The organism is Rufibacter sp. XAAS-G3-1, assembly GCF_013623775.1.
GTDB lineage: Bacteria > Bacteroidota > Bacteroidia > Cytophagales > Hymenobacteraceae > Nibribacter.
In genome coordinates, this window is record NZ_JABFAM010000003.1 from 152912 (window position 1) to 168021 (window position 15110).

12 protein-coding genes are annotated in these 15110 nt (G+C 46.2%); 2 read left to right on the forward strand and 10 right to left on the reverse strand.

Annotation, left to right across the window (positions count from 1 at the left end):
• Positions 1 to 178 precede the first annotated feature (178 nt).
• From obgE to HHO50_RS01540, 5 genes are all read right to left on the reverse strand, one after another.
• On the reverse strand, positions 179 to 1174 hold the full coding sequence (gene obgE / locus HHO50_RS01520) for a GTPase ObgE (protein WP_181304242.1): 996 nt from the start codon (positions 1172 to 1174) through the stop codon (positions 179 to 181).
• A gap of 141 nt (positions 1175 to 1315) precedes the next feature.
• Entirely contained in the window at positions 1316 to 1909 is a 594-nt protein-coding gene (locus HHO50_RS01525) for an adenylate kinase (protein ID WP_181304243.1), read from the reverse strand.
• A gap of 301 nt (positions 1910 to 2210) precedes the next feature.
• Positions 2211 to 2750, reverse strand: coding sequence for a hypoxanthine phosphoribosyltransferase (gene hpt / locus HHO50_RS01530; protein WP_181304244.1), 540 nt, complete (start codon positions 2748 to 2750; stop codon positions 2211 to 2213).
• A 112-nt stretch (positions 2751 to 2862) separates the two neighbouring features.
• Positions 2863 to 5109, reverse strand: a complete 2247-nt coding sequence (locus HHO50_RS01535) for a sodium-translocating pyrophosphatase (RefSeq protein ID WP_181304245.1) — start codon at positions 5107 to 5109, stop codon at positions 2863 to 2865.
• Positions 5110 to 5382: 273 nt separating this feature from the next.
• Positions 5383 to 6297 carry an aminopeptidase gene (locus HHO50_RS01540; RefSeq protein WP_181304246.1) on the reverse strand — a complete coding sequence of 305 codons (915 nt, stop codon included), beginning with the start codon at positions 6295 to 6297 and terminating at the stop codon, positions 5383 to 5385.
• A gap of 207 nt (positions 6298 to 6504) precedes the next feature.
• Between HHO50_RS01540 and HHO50_RS01545 the strand changes: the two genes are divergently transcribed.
• A complete protein-coding gene (locus HHO50_RS01545; RefSeq protein ID WP_181304247.1) occupies positions 6505 to 7773 on the forward strand; it encodes a tetratricopeptide repeat protein in 1269 nt (422 codons plus the stop codon).
• Positions 7774 to 7790: 17 nt separating this feature from the next.
• Entirely contained in the window at positions 7791 to 9119 is a 1329-nt protein-coding gene (locus tag HHO50_RS01550; protein ID WP_181304248.1) for a hypothetical protein, read from the forward strand.
• On the opposite strand, the gene HHO50_RS01555 is transcribed toward HHO50_RS01550, so the two are convergent.
• From HHO50_RS01555 to HHO50_RS01575, 5 genes are all read right to left on the reverse strand, one after another.
• Complete coding sequence (locus tag HHO50_RS01555; protein ID WP_181304249.1) at positions 9071 to 10135, reverse strand: glycosyltransferase family 4 protein; 1065 nt, start codon at positions 10133 to 10135, stop codon at positions 9071 to 9073. The two genes, HHO50_RS01550 and HHO50_RS01555, sit on opposite strands and share 49 nt — an antisense overlap.
• A gap of 78 nt (positions 10136 to 10213) precedes the next feature.
• The gene (locus tag HHO50_RS01560) at positions 10214 to 11002 is read right to left on the reverse strand and encodes a glycosyltransferase family 25 protein (RefSeq protein ID WP_181304250.1); all 789 of its coding nucleotides are present in this window, start codon (positions 11000 to 11002) and stop codon (positions 10214 to 10216) included.
• Positions 11003 to 11600: 598 nt separating this feature from the next.
• A complete protein-coding gene (locus tag HHO50_RS01565; protein ID WP_181304251.1) occupies positions 11601 to 12407 on the reverse strand; it encodes a glycosyltransferase family 25 protein in 807 nt (268 codons plus the stop codon).
• A 112-nt stretch (positions 12408 to 12519) separates the two neighbouring features.
• Positions 12520 to 13650 (reverse strand): glycosyltransferase family 4 protein, encoded by a 1131-nt coding sequence (locus HHO50_RS01570; protein ID WP_181304252.1) that lies wholly within the window; start codon positions 13648 to 13650, stop codon positions 12520 to 12522.
• A 60-nt stretch (positions 13651 to 13710) separates the two neighbouring features.
• A complete protein-coding gene (locus tag HHO50_RS01575; RefSeq protein ID WP_181304253.1) occupies positions 13711 to 14949 on the reverse strand; it encodes a glycosyltransferase in 1239 nt (412 codons plus the stop codon).
• Positions 14950 to 15110 lie beyond the last annotated feature (161 nt).

Genomic DNA, 15110 nt, shown 5'->3' on the forward strand with positions numbered 1-15110 from the left:
GGATATGCGTGGGATGGGAAGAAACAGACCTCACAGGTTTTAAAAACCTGTGAGGTCTCCTACAACACTCGCTGGCGCGAGTCTCTGACTCGTGCCTACCGTGCTGGGTAGCCTCTGACTACCCTCGCTGCCCCGCAGCGAAACCACGCATTGCTGGTTTATGGCTCATTTCCAAAAACTACGCGGTATTCAACGCCTTCCAGATCATGTCTTTGAGGGGCATGATGTTTTTCTGGGTGAGGCTGGAGATGAAGATGGTGGGCAGGTCGGTGGGCAGGGTGGCCCGCATCTCGGCTTCCAGTTCATCGTCTATGAGGTCGGTTTTGGTGATGGCGAGCAGGCGCTGTTTGTGCAGTAGCTCAGGGTTATACGTCCGAAGTTCATTTACCAAAATCTCGTATTCGGCGGCAATGTCTGGGCTTTCTACGGAGATCATGAACAGCAGGATGGAGTTGCGCTCAATGTGTTTCAGGAACCGGATGCCTAAGCCTTTGCCCTCTGACGCCCCTTCAATAATGCCGGGAATATCGGCCATCACAAAGGACTTGTAATCGCGGTACGCGACTACGCCCAGGTTGGGCACCAGCGTGGTGAACGGGTAGTTGGCAATCTTCGGCGTAGCCGCCGACACTACTGATAGCAAGGTTGATTTACCGGCGTTGGGGAATCCTACCAGCCCTACATCGGCCAGCAGCTTGAGCTCCAGGATTGCCCACTCTTCGCGCCCGGGCTCACCGGGTTGGGCATAGAGGGGGGTCTGGTTGGTGGACGACTTGAAATGGGCGTTCCCCAGGCCGCCGCGGCCACCGGGGGTGATAATCGCCAGCTGTCCGTCTTCGGTGATCTCGGCTTTTACCTCACCGGTTTCGGCGTCTCTGGCAATAGTTCCTATAGGAACTTCCAGCACAATGTCTTTGCCGTAAGCGCCGCTGGAGTGGCTGGGCCCGCCGTAGCCGCCGTTTTCAGCGATCACGTGTTTTTGGTACTGCAAGTGCAGCAGCGTCCAGAGCTGGGAATTGCCTTTGAGAATGATGTGCCCTCCCCGGCCTCCGTCACCGCCGTCGGGCCCGCCGTGGGCAGTTTTCTTGTCGCGGTGCAGGTGGGCTGAACCGCCTCCTCCGTGCCCAGACCGGCAGCAGATTTTAACGTAGTCGATGAAGTTAGATGATGACACAGTAATAAAAGTAAAGTGAATGCGATGGTAACAAGGAAGCATTCCCCGGGGAGAATGCTTCAAAGGTAATTCTATGAAAAGTACGCCTTTGCGGGGTGGTGGTTCACGGGAGTCATCTCCCCAACGCCTTGGCAGAGACGGTTATTTGTTGTTTAAGGCAAGTTGGCAGGCACTGATGATTTCGCAGCTTTTTGCGAAAATCTCCTCAATTTCGCCAATGCCGTCTACGGCGTAAAACTTGTTCTGCTGCGCGTAGTAGTTGGCCACCGGCGTGGTTTTGGAGTTATATTCCTGCACCCGTTTCTGGATGAGAACCTCATCTGCGTCATCTGGGCGGCCCGAGGTCTGGCCCCGGAGCAACAGACGCTTCACCAATTCTTCTTCGTTCACCTGCAGGGCAATCATGCACGTAATGCCCTGGTCGTATTTTTCCAGCAATTGGTCCAGGGCCTCGGCCTGCGGAACGGTACGCGGAAATCCGTCAAAGATAAAACCGGCCGCGGCCCGGTTATCGGCAATCTTGGATTCAATCATGCCAATCACCACTTCATCGGGCACCAGAAGCCCGGCGTCCATGAGTCCTTTCGCCTTCAGGCCCAGCTCTGTTCCCTGAGAAATCTCGGAGCGCAGCAAGTCACCGGTAGAAAGGTGAATGAGTCCGTATTGTTGGATCAATTTCTGGCTCTGCGTGCCTTTGCCTGCCCCTGGAGGACCGAAGAGTACGATGTTCAGCATGAGTAGTGAAATAGTGAGAAAACAAAAGTAGCAATAAAATCTTGATAATGACAGTTTTTAAGAGACGGGTACCATTCCGGCCAAGCCGTTTTGAGGCTGTTTTCCCAAAAACAAGTTAGAGCTTGATTAAATTTGAGGTTTGCAGGCGAAAATGACCAGAGAAAGGTTCTGCGGAAGCGTTTTTTGAGCCACGTAGCAGCGCTACGGTGCGAGAAAAAGGCTTCCGCAGGTTCTTTTTATGGCCGTTTGCAGCGCAAAGATGAAATTTAAACATGCTCTTAAAAACAGGTTCGCTCAAAAACTACAGCACCTTGTAGATGTCGCGCAGGTTACGGCCCAATCCGTTGTAGTCTAACCCATAGCCCACCACAAAATCATTGGCGATGGACAGCGCCGCATATTTAATCTCTATCCGGTGCTGCAGGCTGTCGGGTTTGAGCAGCAGCGTGGCAATCTCTACGGAGGCCGGTTCTTTGGCGTGCAGCTGCGGCAACAGACCGGCAATGGTGTGCCCGGTGTCCACAATATCTTCCAGAATAACCACGTGCCGGCCTTTGATTTCCTCCTTGAGCCCAATGATCTCCTTGACCTTGCCCGTGCTTTGCATGTCGGCGTAGGAAGAGAGCCGGATAAAGGAAATCTCACAGTCAATGCTTATCTCCTTCATCAAGTCTGAGGCGAACATGAAAGAACCGTTCAGCACCGATAGAAACAGGGGTTGCTTTCCCTGGTAGTCATGGCTTAGCCGGGCCGCCAAAATCTCCACACTCTGAAGGATTTTGCGTTCTGGAAGATAGATACTGAACTGCTTGTCTAGGATTGTTACCGGTGGCTGGTGCATCTGCGTTGGAAATAAGAAGCATCAAATTTGCGCAAAACTGCCCTAAATTAAAAGGAAGTCGCCCTTTTCTACGGAAAAGGGCGACGCTGGTGCTGTGACGCGGCTGTTTTCCTTAACGATTGCTCTGCGCAGCAGGTTGTTGGTACTGCGCGATAGTGGCTGCCTCGGTTTCCTGGCTGTTTTTCCTAAAACTCTCCAAATCTGGGCGGGTTTCCGGGGCCGGAGGGGTGGTTTCGCGCACGGCAATGTGCGGGGCAATCACCAGCGACACAATGGACATGAGTTTGATTAAGATGTTCATAGACGGGCCCGAGGTGTCTTTGAAAGGGTCACCCACCGTGTCACCGGTTACCGAAGCTTTGTGCGGGTCTGAGCCTTTGTATTCCATGACGCCCCCAATCATCACCCCTTTCTCGAACGACTTCTTGGCATTGTCCCAGGCGCCTCCGGCATTGGATTGAAAGAGCGCCATCAGCACCCCAGACACGGTGACCCCGGCCAAGACGCCTCCCAGAATCTCCGCGCTGGATACTTCCTCAAACACCCCGCGTAAGCCGAATCCAATGATGATAGGCACAATCAAGGCGATGGCCCCGGGCAACATCATCTCACGGAGGGCTGCCTCAGTAGAAATAGCCACGCATTTGTCGTACTCGGGCTTGCCCGTGCCTTCCATGATACCCGGAATCTCACGGAACTGACGGCGCACTTCCTGTACCATGGCCATGGCGGCTCTTCCCACGGCACTAATGGCCAAGGCCGAGAACACGAACGGAATCATGCCGCCCACAAACAAACCGGCTAACACCGGTGCCTTGTACAAGTCAATGGTACTGATGCCCGAAATACCCACGAAGGCAGCAAACAAGGCCAGCGAGGTAAGCGCCGCCGACGCGATGGCGAATCCTTTGCCAGTAGCGGCGGTAGTGTTCCCTACCGCATCCAGAATATCGGTGCGTTCACGTACTTCTTTGGGCAATTCGCTCATCTCAGCAATACCCCCGGCATTATCGGCAATGGGCCCGAAGGCGTCAATGGCGAGTTGCATGGCGGTGGTCGCCATCATGCCGGCAGCGGCAATGGCTACGCCGTACAACCCGGCCACCGAGTAGGAAAACACGATACCGGCCGCTAACACAATAATCGGCAGGGCCGTGCTCATCATGCCCACGCTTAACCCGGCAATAATGTTGGTAGCGGCTCCGGTGGAGGATTGCTGCACAATGGAATTCACCGGTTTTTTGCCCATGGCGGTGTAATACTCGGTAATGATGGAGATGAGCGTTCCCACAATCAGACCAATGATTACCGCCCAGAATATACCCATGGACGTGAATTCATAGCCCCGCAGGTTCAGGGTTTCGGGCATGAGCCAGTCAATGACAAAATAAGAGGCAATGGCCGTTAACGCCACCGATGACCAGTTGCCCATGTTCAAGGCCGCCTGTACGTTTCCACCTTCTTTTACGCGCACAAACAACGTCCCAATCATGGAGAAGAGAATGCCCATACCCGCAATAAGCATGGGCAGGATGATAGGCGACAAGCCCCCGAAGTTATCCGTCACGGTAATTTCCCGGCCCAACACCATGGTGGCTAAGATGGTGGCTACGTAAGAACCGAACAAATCGGCGCCCATTCCGGCCACGTCCCCTACGTTGTCGCCCACGTTGTCGGCGATGGTAGCGGGATTTCTGGGGTCATCTTCCGGAATGCCGGCTTCTACTTTTCCTACCAAGTCCGCTCCTACGTCGGCGGCTTTGGTATAGATCCCGCCGCCCACCCGGGCAAACAAGGCAATACTTTCCGCCCCCAGGGAGAATCCGGTCAGAACCTCCAGTGCCACTTCCATCTCTTCACTATTCGCGCTGGCCCCTACCCGTTGCACAAACCAATAGTAGAAGGCAATGAACAGGGAACCAAGCCCCAACACGGCCAATCCGGCCACGCCCATGCCCATCACGGCCCCGCCGCCGAAAGACACATCCAGGGCTCTGGATAAACTGGTTTTGGCAGCCTGCGCCGTGCGCACGTTCGCTTTGGTGGCAATCCGCATGCCTATGAAGCCGGCCAGGGCCGAGAAAACAGCCCCAATCAGAAAAGCGAGCACAATGATGGGGGAGGAATTCTCGCCCACGTAGCCTAAATAGAAAAGAAAGAGGGAAGCGATGATGGCAAAATAGGTAAGCACCTTGTACTCGGCCTTCAGGAAAGCCATGGCTCCCTCGGCAATGTACCGGGCAATGGTGCTCATCTTTTCATCGCCGGCATCTTGTTTGGTGACCCACGCCGATTTTATGGCAGTGTACAACAAGGCGACCAGCCCGAATGCGGGAATGGCGTAGAGAATTGTCTGCATAGAGTAAGGCTTTGTTTGGTTAGGTTTGGATTATCAGAGCATGTTTAAGTTTCGCCTTTTGTGCTGCAAGCGGCCATAGAAAGAACCTGCGTTCGCCTTTTTTTCGTCCCGTAGTACCACTACGCGCCTCTAAAAAAGCTTTCGCAGAACCTTCCTCTGACCACTTTCGCTTTCAAAAACGAATCTTGAACATGCTCCCAGCTTAGAAGCTCCCTGCAAGCTAATGTTTCTCCCCTAAAAAACAAATATACGGTATACTCTATGCAGCTTTCTTTAAAGTTTCTGCATCAGGAGCTTATACAAGCTTACCATGGCGTAAATGTCACTCTTGTGCACCAGCTCATCCGGGGAATGCACATGGTCTTCGGGAGCGCCAATAAAGCACCAATCCCACGGAATATTCCCGTAGTGCAGTTCCTTCCCATCAGAGCCACCAGCGTTCTCCACTTCTACCTGGTGCGGGATATTAGCTTCTTGCGCCAGTCTGATAATCTTCTGCACAAAGCTCCGGCGGGGAATCAAGGAATCCCTCAAGGAAATGGCCACCCCCTGCCCCGCTTGCACGCCTTCGGTGACCCAAGTGATATCAGAAATCAGGGCTTGGGTGACGCCAAACGTTTCATGAATGTATTTGGCTAGATAGCCTACTGAGCCACCACCGGTTTCTTCCCAGCAGCCGAAGGCAATAATCCCATCTTCCAGCGTCTCGGCTACCTGCAGCACGTTCCAGACACCCAATCTATTGTCCAGGTAACAACTCTGCACTGTTTCCTCTGTTTCCCTGAAATCACACTGGAACACCAGCTCGGTGCCCCGCTCTATCTCCCGTGCAAAGTCATAGCTCAGCTCTCGTTCCTCTTCATCGGCCACCAGCGTACACGCAATCTTTCCCTGCCTGTCCTCCCCTACCAGTGTATAGCCCGTTTCTGCCACTGGGCCGCCAATCTTGATCAGTTGCTTTCCGTAGCGCACCATAAACCCAATGGAATCCATGTGCGCGAAAATGACGGTACGCGGTTGCCCGAACACGAGTAACAGACAGTCCTGAAATCCTTCTCCGTGGATGAGCTGTGGCTTGGTTTTCCAGGTACCCTGATGTTCCTGCACGTAGTTCAGCAGAAATTCCTTCATCTTTACTTCATTCCCAGAGGGAGCGTGAATTTGGCAGAGCGTGCGCAATAATTGCATAGTTGTGCGTTTTTTCAAAAGTAGCAGATTTCTTTCTAGCTATTAAGGAGGTTTTTGGCTTATTTTTGGAAAAACAAACTAAAATCGGCCTCAGTACTTCTACGTAGATTGAACCCTACCCAAGCTGGTGCATGTTGTAGGGGCTACTACCGTTATCACCTTTACGCCGCAATACGCCAATAGCAGTTTAGGCAGTATATGAATTTGATGAAAAAGATTCTTTTCTTCTTTGTTTTAGTTTTCAGCTTTTTCCGGGCGCAGGCGCAGGTACCTGACTCCACCCAACAGATTGACCAGAAACTTCTGGACTCCTTACAGGCCAGCATCCTTCTGGATTCTATTGACGTGTTGCCCCAGGCCCTAGACATCAAAGGCTGGCTGCTGCTGAACGAGAGTATCATGAATGAACTGGGCGGGGCGGTAGACAACATGTACAATTTCAAGTTTGAGACCGCCGAAAAGCAGTTCAAATCACTGCGCCGAAGATACCCCAAGCACCCCATGCCCTATTTTCTCATCGGCCTGAGCCAATGGTGGAAAATGGTACCTTCCAATATCACTGACACCCGCTACGACAATTACTTCCTGGCCTACATGGACACCACCATCACCCTGGCTGAGGATTTATACGATAAGGATAACAAAAACCTGGAAGCCGCTTTCTTTCTTTCCGCCGCCAATGGTTTTGGGGCCCGTCTCCACGCCGAACGGAAGAATTGGCGCAAAGCCGCCATCATGAGTAACCGGGCCTTGGACTATCTCCAGAAAAGCAAAAAAGCCAATGGCCTAAGCGATGAGTTCCTGTTCGGCGAGGCCCTCTTCAACTACTACGCCGTCTGGATTCACGAGAATTACCCCCTCCTCCGCCCTATTCTCTACTTCTTCCCGAAAGGAAACAAGAACTTGGGGTTGAAACAATTGCAGCAGGTAGCGTTCAACGGCTTTTACACCGGCACCGAGGCGAAGTTCTTTTTGATGAAGATTTACGCAAATGACGCCAAAAACGGAGCTTCGGCCATGTCTTTGGCCCAGTACTTAGCCAGTACCTACCCAGACAACCCGTATTTCCAACGGTTCTATGCGCGTATGGCCTTCACCGAAGGGAACTTCGGCGTAGCCGAACAACTCTCCACCCAAATCTTAGACAAAATCAACCGGAAGGTGTTTGGCTACGAAGCCATCAGCGGCCGTTACGCCAGCTTTTACTTGGCCTACATCCACCAGTACCGGAACAGGGATTACGCTAAGGCCAAAAGCTATTACCAACAATGCATTAGCTTTGCCGAGCAAATAGGGGAAGTGGAGTCAGGGTATTATATCTCTTCTTTTGTGAATTTGGCCAGAATCAGTGACAAAGAGAAGAACGTACGGCAGGCAAAGCAGTACTACGAGACTGTGATAAAATTAGCAGGCTCAAAGTCTGATGCGGAGAAAGAAGCCAAAGCTTATCTGAGGAAGAACAGGAAGGTGAAGTAATTGCTTAACGTAGAAAAATGGAATTAAAGGACTTACTACTCACCCCTATTTATCTGATCATTATTTACGCAATTGCGTTCCAGCTTAGGCCTACATTCACAAATAAATACACTAAGAAGTACTTTATTCCTGCCTTAACGTTAAAAATTGTTGGGGCACTTTCACTTGGGATAATATACCAGTTCTATTATGGAGGCGGTGACACTTTTAATTATTTCAACAGTAGTAAAATCGCAACCCAGGCTTTTTATGACAATCCAGGTGTTGGTATAAAAATCTTGCTTTCTAATGGAGAGTATGATCCCTCAACAATTCAGTACACCTCTAGAATGTATTGGTATGAATCTCCAACTGAATTCATCATTATCAAAATAGGCGCTTTCTTTGGTATCCTTGGGTTTAATACCTACAGCGTAATAGCTCTATTCTTTGCTTCCGTTAGCTTTATAGGTATTTGGGCTTTATACACTACCTTCTTAAAGATTTATCCTTCCTTACATAAACAATTAGCCGTCCCTTGCTTTTTCCTTCCATCTGTTTTTTTCTGGGGATCAGGTTTTATGAAGGACTCCATCACAATTGGGGCATTAGGCCTGTTGTTTTATGGGTTTTATATGTCTTTTATTGAAAAGAAAAAATTATTCAGTTCCATAACTCTTACCCTACTAGCAGCCTACCTAATTTTATCAGTCAAAGTATATATTTTACTTTCTTTTTTGCCTCCAGCCCTGTTTTGGGTATTCCTTGAAAACAATAACCGAATCAAAAATAAACTTATACGTAACATTGCAAAGCCAATATTCATTGTCTTTGGGCTAATAGTAGCCTACATAGGAGCTACCACCTTAACAGCAGGAGACGAAAGATATGATATTGAGAAAATTGGGGAACGCACCAAAATAAATAGCGAGTACCTTAGTGAGTACGTGACCTCAGGCTCAGCTTACAACATAGGTACTTTTGACGGAAGCCTAGGTAGCATGCTTACAGTAGCCCCACAAGCCATTATTGTGGCACTGTACCGCCCATTCTTGTGGGAAGTGAGAAACCCTATTATGCTATTATCAGCACTAGAGGCAAGCATGTTTATATTCTTAACGCTCCGTCTTATTTTTAGAACTGGCTTTTGGAAGACAGTACAACTAATAAGCTCAAAACCTATCCTTACCTTCTGTATACTTTTCTCTTTAGTCTTTGCATTTGGAGTAGGGACTAACAGCGGGAACTTTGGGACGTTGGTTCGCTATAAAATCCCCTTAATGCCTTTCTATCTTGCCGCTTTGTACATGATGCAAGCTCATTTGAAAAGACCTAAAAAGTTAAGGCGATTAGCTGTTACGGCATAAGTACCCTCAATCTTTTTCCTTGCCGCTTCACCTAATTCAATCCTTTTGTTAGTGCTTAACAAAGATTCTTCCAAGGCTGCATACCACTGTTGGGGACTATTGCAGACAAAGCCATTGATACCATGGTCTACTACTTCTGTATTCATTCCTACCGGCGAGACAACGGCAGGTATACCTAACGCCATGTATTGGAGCGCTTTAAACGCACACTTCCCGTTTGCCCAAGGGTCATCCACCAAAGGCATCACGCCAATATTCATTTTCAACAAATCTTCAATTTCAGATTCTTTGTTCCAAGGTAAATACACTAAAGACTTTAGATGGAAATCAGGCTCTTTGTTTGAAATCACCAAAAATATAAAAGAGTACTTTTCCTCAAGCTTTTTTAATACCGGCACCAGCGGTTCAAGGTACTTCATAGTAGAATGTGTCCCTGTCCAACCTATCACCACTGGTTCATCACCCTGCTCTTTTAACTTATTATGATGTCCAACAGTATCTATGGTAGTAGGAATAACAAAAGAGTTAGCATTATATGCTTTCGCATACGTCTGCAAAAAAGTGTTACCACAACTCACTTTATAAGCCCACTGGCAGATCTGTCCAACTTTATGATGCCATTTTAAACCCGCCACTATCTTATTAGCTTCAGAGGTATTCGGTATCCAGATGGCATCATCAAAATCATATATAATCTTCTTTTTAAAGACCTTGGCTATAATCCACTCAAACCACGGTGGTCCTATTGGAGTAGCTTCACGATGAATGAAAACAAAATCGTAACTTAGTGTTGAAAAAACTAAAAGGAACCTTTTAAAAAAGCCTTTTAAAATACCTCTGATTTTAGCCCCAGAATGCCCTGGCTTGTATAAGATACCCCATGTTTTGTCATCTAAGAAAGGGGCAAATTCATAATTCCAACTTATATCATCTAAATAATGTAAATATTGTTCAAATCTGAATCGTTGTGATGGTGCCTTTCCCAAAGGATAAGGAACTACAAAAATAACTTTCATTACAAAACGAGTTATCTACCTAAAACAAAGTAGAATAAATATAAACCTTACTTTTCAAGTACTCAGTTACAGACCAGATCATTTTAAGAATGGCGGATCATCGCTAAAAGAGAATGACTTTTGCTCAAGTAATTTCTTATCTCGTTTAAGAAGGTAAGAGTATAATGCGGGAAACTTGTACCTCCGAACAATAGCTGCGAGTTTACTTTTCAACGATTTAGAGTTTGCGTAATCTATTGTAGTCCTAAACGGAGCAACACCAACAGGAAAAGGAAATACGCATCTAAAACTTGAAAAAGCATTCCTAGTATAAAAGCCTCCCCAATAATCTGCAGGCCCAAATACAGGGTAGTTAACCTTTAGCATTTTTTCTGCAACATTCCTAGTGATTACATAAGCCATAGCACACTCAACACCTTCAATGTCAACTGGGTAAAATAAGCCATATTGGCTATCAATCTTTTTGCTATTTACATTACTAAGAAAGGAATGCTGGCCACTATGCATAAAGTAAATAAACGATATAATCTCATCCTGCCCAATTTCTTTCTCAACTTTGGCAAGTAATAATTTAAAATCTTTACCTAACTCAACATCATCTTCCAAAACTAAAGCCACATCCAATCCTTCTTCAACAATACGCTTATAAGCTTCTAAATGAGAAAGCGCACATGCCAAAGCCCCTCTTGTGAAAAATGGCTGATTTAATTTATTTGGTTCACACAGTTGGTCTAAATCAGTTTCAGCAATTTCCTTATAGTCAGTTGCCCTAATAAACTCATGTTCGATATTCTGCAAACTCAATTGCTCAGACATGTATCTCTTCCTATCTGCAACCCTTTCAAGGTTAATCACAAAAGCCTTCATTGTCATGCTTAATTTTAATGCCAGTAATTAAATCATGTTGTTTTTAGCACGTTAGCTTTGCATAAAGTCAACAAAAAACAACTACGATAATTTACAAGATAAGAAATACCATTTGAACTTCATCTCACTAGGGCAGGACATGCTGGTTAGCACATTAGCTTTTACATAGAGACTGTTGCTAAACCTATCCTTCTCTTGAGGAAGAGGAGTATAACATTTCCAGCACACCGCAACAAGAACCTTTAAACTTTAAGTATACTCATAGGTTTTTCTAGCTGACCTTATACTGCTTCCCAACCCAAACTCTTAAAACCACTTTAAACTACCTCTTCTTCCTTCGCCTAATAGAAAGGTATATATATGCAATACCCCAAGCACTATCAAACTGAACAAAATAATTAATTAACTCTTTACTTTCGAGAAGCCCGTTTTATTCAATCTGATTCTTAAATAGAGCACATGACCTTATTCCTATTACTTCATTAAGAAAAATATCGTCTTGAATACCTTTCAGATAGTTGTTGCCAGTGAAAACACACGGTAACGGCTATAGGACTAGCCGACAAGTACCGTATAAGTTGTACTAGAATACCTACCTTTAATTAGAAAATGTGTGACAGAAAGGCTTATCCTCAGTAAAATCTGATATGTATTTTTGTTGTTGAATCTTATCATTTCTTTGTACGAGATAAGAAAGAAGAATTGGAACTCTATACTCCCGTACAAAAGCAGCAAGCTTACTTAAAATGGATTTACCAGAAGTATAATCTATTGTACTCCTGAAAATGGCAGGATAAACTACCACTGGGTACAAGCACCTGAAAGAATTAAAAGCGCCTTTGTCAAAGTGATAGCTCCAATGATCAGCTTGTATGGAGATAGGCAAAAGCTTTTCACTCATTTTCTTTGCTACATCATGTGTAATGACATAAGCCATTGCAGATACCACTTGTTTCAAGTCCACAGGATACACCAATTGCTCTTCTTTATTAAGTTGCATGGCACCATGCTTACTTAGTTCTATAGTTTTATTTGGGTGGCTATAGTAATTCAATGATATCACTTCATCTTCAAGTATTTCATTTTCAATATTGTGCAGTAACATTTGTATATTCTCAGGCAATATTGCATCATCTTCAAGCACTAATGCCTTTTCTAATTTTTCATCAACAATTTTCTGATATACTTTTACATGTGATAAGGCACAGGCTATTGCTCCCTTTGTCAGAAAAGGATTTGAATTTACCGCTTCTTGATCTGACAGATTATTAAATTCAGCTTCAGATAAGTTCTGATAATCAACAGCATCTATGATTTCAAAATCAAGGTTTAACCGCTGAAGTTGTTTTGCCATAAATTGCCTTCTTTCTATCGCTCGGGCTAAGCTGATAACAAGAACTTTCATAAGTATGTAACTATAATCAAAAAATAAATTTCCTACTCAACTCACCAAATATGCATTACTGAAGCTTAAAGCTTTATTTTATAAGTTTGGTAGCCGCATACAATTGAATGGCCTAATGGGCTATTCTTTTGTAAACTTCCGCCATATTTAAATACGTATTTTGGGGATTGAACTTTCGCCTTACGTACAATTTACCGTTTCGGGAGAATGCACGTCTTAGTTCAAAGTTTGAAGCTAAGGTCACCATAGCTTCAGCCATGGCATCAACATTCTTATTCGGCACCAGAATACCTGAAATACCATTTTCGAATAATTCTGCTGGCCCCCCACAATCTGTTGCAATCAGAGGCGTACCATAAAACAATGCATCTAGGCAGGTTAAGGAAAAGGATTCTGACTCAGAAAAATTGAGGACAATGTCAGCTTCTTTTATTTTTTTCTCCACATCGGTGATAAAGGATTCAAAACGAACAACGCCAGAAAGGCCTAAACGGGCTATTTTCTCTTCCAACTGCTGCCTGAACTGCTTGTTCTTTTCTAGTCCCATATCACCTCCGGCAAACAGCAACCTGAGATTCTTATTTATCCCATAAGCCCTGCTGAAAGCTTGCAATGCAAAATCTTGACCCTTCCCGGGTATAAAGTTACTTAAATATAAAAATTCAATTTCCCGAGTCTCCACCTTGACTTCCTTTTCGGCGTGTTTTTCTAACTGGGGAACAGGATCAGGAATAATCCTAATTTTAGCTGAATCCCTGAAGTAAGATTTAACTGCTCCAGAAACACAAATAATTTCATCGGCATAATTTAAATTAAGAACCGACCAAACCTTTGACAAAGCTGGCATAAATCTTTGGGGCATAAACCGCACATGTGTAATTAGACGTACTCTAGCCCCTAAAATTTTAGCAATGATGCCAGTCAAGTTATAGAAATCATTCATGTGAATAATTCTTACCTGGTTTTGCTTTGCTATCTTCTTTACTTTTAAAGCGTTGATAAATAAATAGGGAAGGTATAAAAGCAAACTTTTGGGCCTCTTGCTAATTTCAATAAGAGGTAAGGTGTATAGTTTAAACCCTTTCTCCTGAACTAGTTTAGCGGCGGCAGTATTTTTGGGAAGTATATAAATAAAGTTAAAATCTCGTTTCAGATTAAAACTGGCATTTAGACTAGCATTTATAGCTCCCGTAACGGCAACTGAATTATCAATGATAAGAATAGTATCTACTTCCGGTTGCAAAGCTACGCTATTATATAGGTGTAATTATTAAACTCTAATTCAACATTCATCTTATAGGATTTACTCTTGGCGAATAACCTCAAGCCACTGGCCGTAGATTTTACCGGGCGAAAACTCCTGGGCCCGCCGCAGGGACTTTTGCTTGTATTCCCCGCGGGTCTGCTCATCCGCCAGCAGGGCCTGCAGCAGCGCCGCCCATTCCCTGACGCTTGCGCCTTGCTCCTCGCCGGTCTTGTTCAGCAAGGGCATCAGGAAACCAAACTCCGCTTTCTCCGCCTGGGACAGGTTCTGGTTGTTGGCAGTGCCCGGCGCGATTGCCTCCCTGGGGCCAGTAGGGCAATCGGTGCTGACCACGGGCAGGCCGCACGCCATGGCCTCTACAAGGGCAAGCGAGAATCCTTCCCATGAGGACGGCAAGACGAACAGGGTGCCATGGGAAATATATTTGAATGGATTCTTCTGGAAACCCAGAAAGTAAACATCGTACTCAGCCGTAATGGGGCTATTTCCCCAAGGATGGTGAAAACGCAGTTTCAGTTCTTTTGCCCTTGCTAAAAGCCCATCACGTTTTGGGCCGTCGCCTAAGATAAACAGCTTACAATTTATCTGATTCTTTAATTCAACCATAATATCCAGCAAAGGCTCTTGGCATTTCTGCTCATGGAGCCGTCCCGTGGTTACGATCACCTTATGATTGGCTAGAATGCTCTTGTACTCAGGCCTTATTTCTTCCTGGATTGAGGCTGCGATCATCTCCAGGTCACAGGCGTTATAAATTACCTCTAACTTAGTGGCATCAATGCCAAAGTCATGCTTCAGTTCTTCCGTTATTTGCTGGCTTACACACACCACTCGGTCTGCTAAATTATAAAGCCTAGGAATCAGTATCTTCTTCCTTATCCAGCCCACAAAGCCGCTGATATGCTTATCATGTGATTTGGAGCCTTGAATGCACAGATAGACCCTTCCTTTGCCCCCTGAGAGCACGTTGACGTAGTCGGCTCCCTCCAGGTGGCTCACGGTGGCGTCTATCCGGTACCGCTGCTTGATCTTCCTGACCTTCCAGCACCTGAGCAGGAAATAGTAGAGCTTGCTGAAGAGGTTGCCGCCGCCGGGCACGTCCAGGCTGATGAGCTCATTGCCCGAGGAGAAGACCACCTCTTCCTCCCGGTTGAAGACGCACTCCACCACGTTGAAGTGCCGCCCCAGCTCCCGGCTCATGTAGTAGAACGCCCGCTCAGCCCCCCCGAACCCCAAAGCCGGGATGATCAGGAGAATATTCCTTCTATTCTTACTCATCTATACGTCTACCAAGTAGCAAGACTAAATTAATACAAACTATCTGCTCTCTGTCCACCTGAAAGGATCTTAGTGGCGAACGGTAATTACGGTTATCCAGTTGCTTTTCTATTTTTCCCACAATATCCTTTCAGGTGGACAAAATAATAGAAAGTATTCTG

Bases quoted from the DNA above. Each gene is read 5' to 3' on its own strand.
- HHO50_RS01525 (WP_181304243.1), bottom strand. From the start codon at position 1,909: ATGCTGAACATCGTACTCTTCGGTCCTCCAGGGGCAGGCAAAGGCACG.
- hpt (WP_181304244.1), bottom strand. From the start codon at position 2,750: ATGCACCAGCCACCGGTAACAATCCTAGACAAGCAGTTCAGTATCTAT.
- HHO50_RS01535 (WP_181304245.1), bottom strand. From the start codon at position 5,109: ATGCAGACAATTCTCTACGCCATTCCCGCATTCGGGCTGGTCGCCTTG.
- HHO50_RS01540 (WP_181304246.1), bottom strand. From the start codon at position 6,297: ATGCAATTATTGCGCACGCTCTGCCAAATTCACGCTCCCTCTGGGAAT.
- HHO50_RS01545 (WP_181304247.1), top strand. From the start codon at position 6,505: ATGAAAAAGATTCTTTTCTTCTTTGTTTTAGTTTTCAGCTTTTTCCGG.
- HHO50_RS01550 (WP_181304248.1), top strand. From the start codon at position 7,791: ATGGAATTAAAGGACTTACTACTCACCCCTATTTATCTGATCATTATT.
- HHO50_RS01555 (WP_181304249.1), bottom strand. From the start codon at position 10,135: ATGAAAGTTATTTTTGTAGTTCCTTATCCTTTGGGAAAGGCACCATCA.
- HHO50_RS01560 (WP_181304250.1), bottom strand. From the start codon at position 11,002: ATGAAGGCTTTTGTGATTAACCTTGAAAGGGTTGCAGATAGGAAGAGA.
- HHO50_RS01565 (WP_181304251.1), bottom strand. From the start codon at position 12,407: ATGAAAGTTCTTGTTATCAGCTTAGCCCGAGCGATAGAAAGAAGGCAA.
- HHO50_RS01575 (WP_181304253.1), bottom strand. From the start codon at position 14,949: ATGAGTAAGAATAGAAGGAATATTCTCCTGATCATCCCGGCTTTGGGG.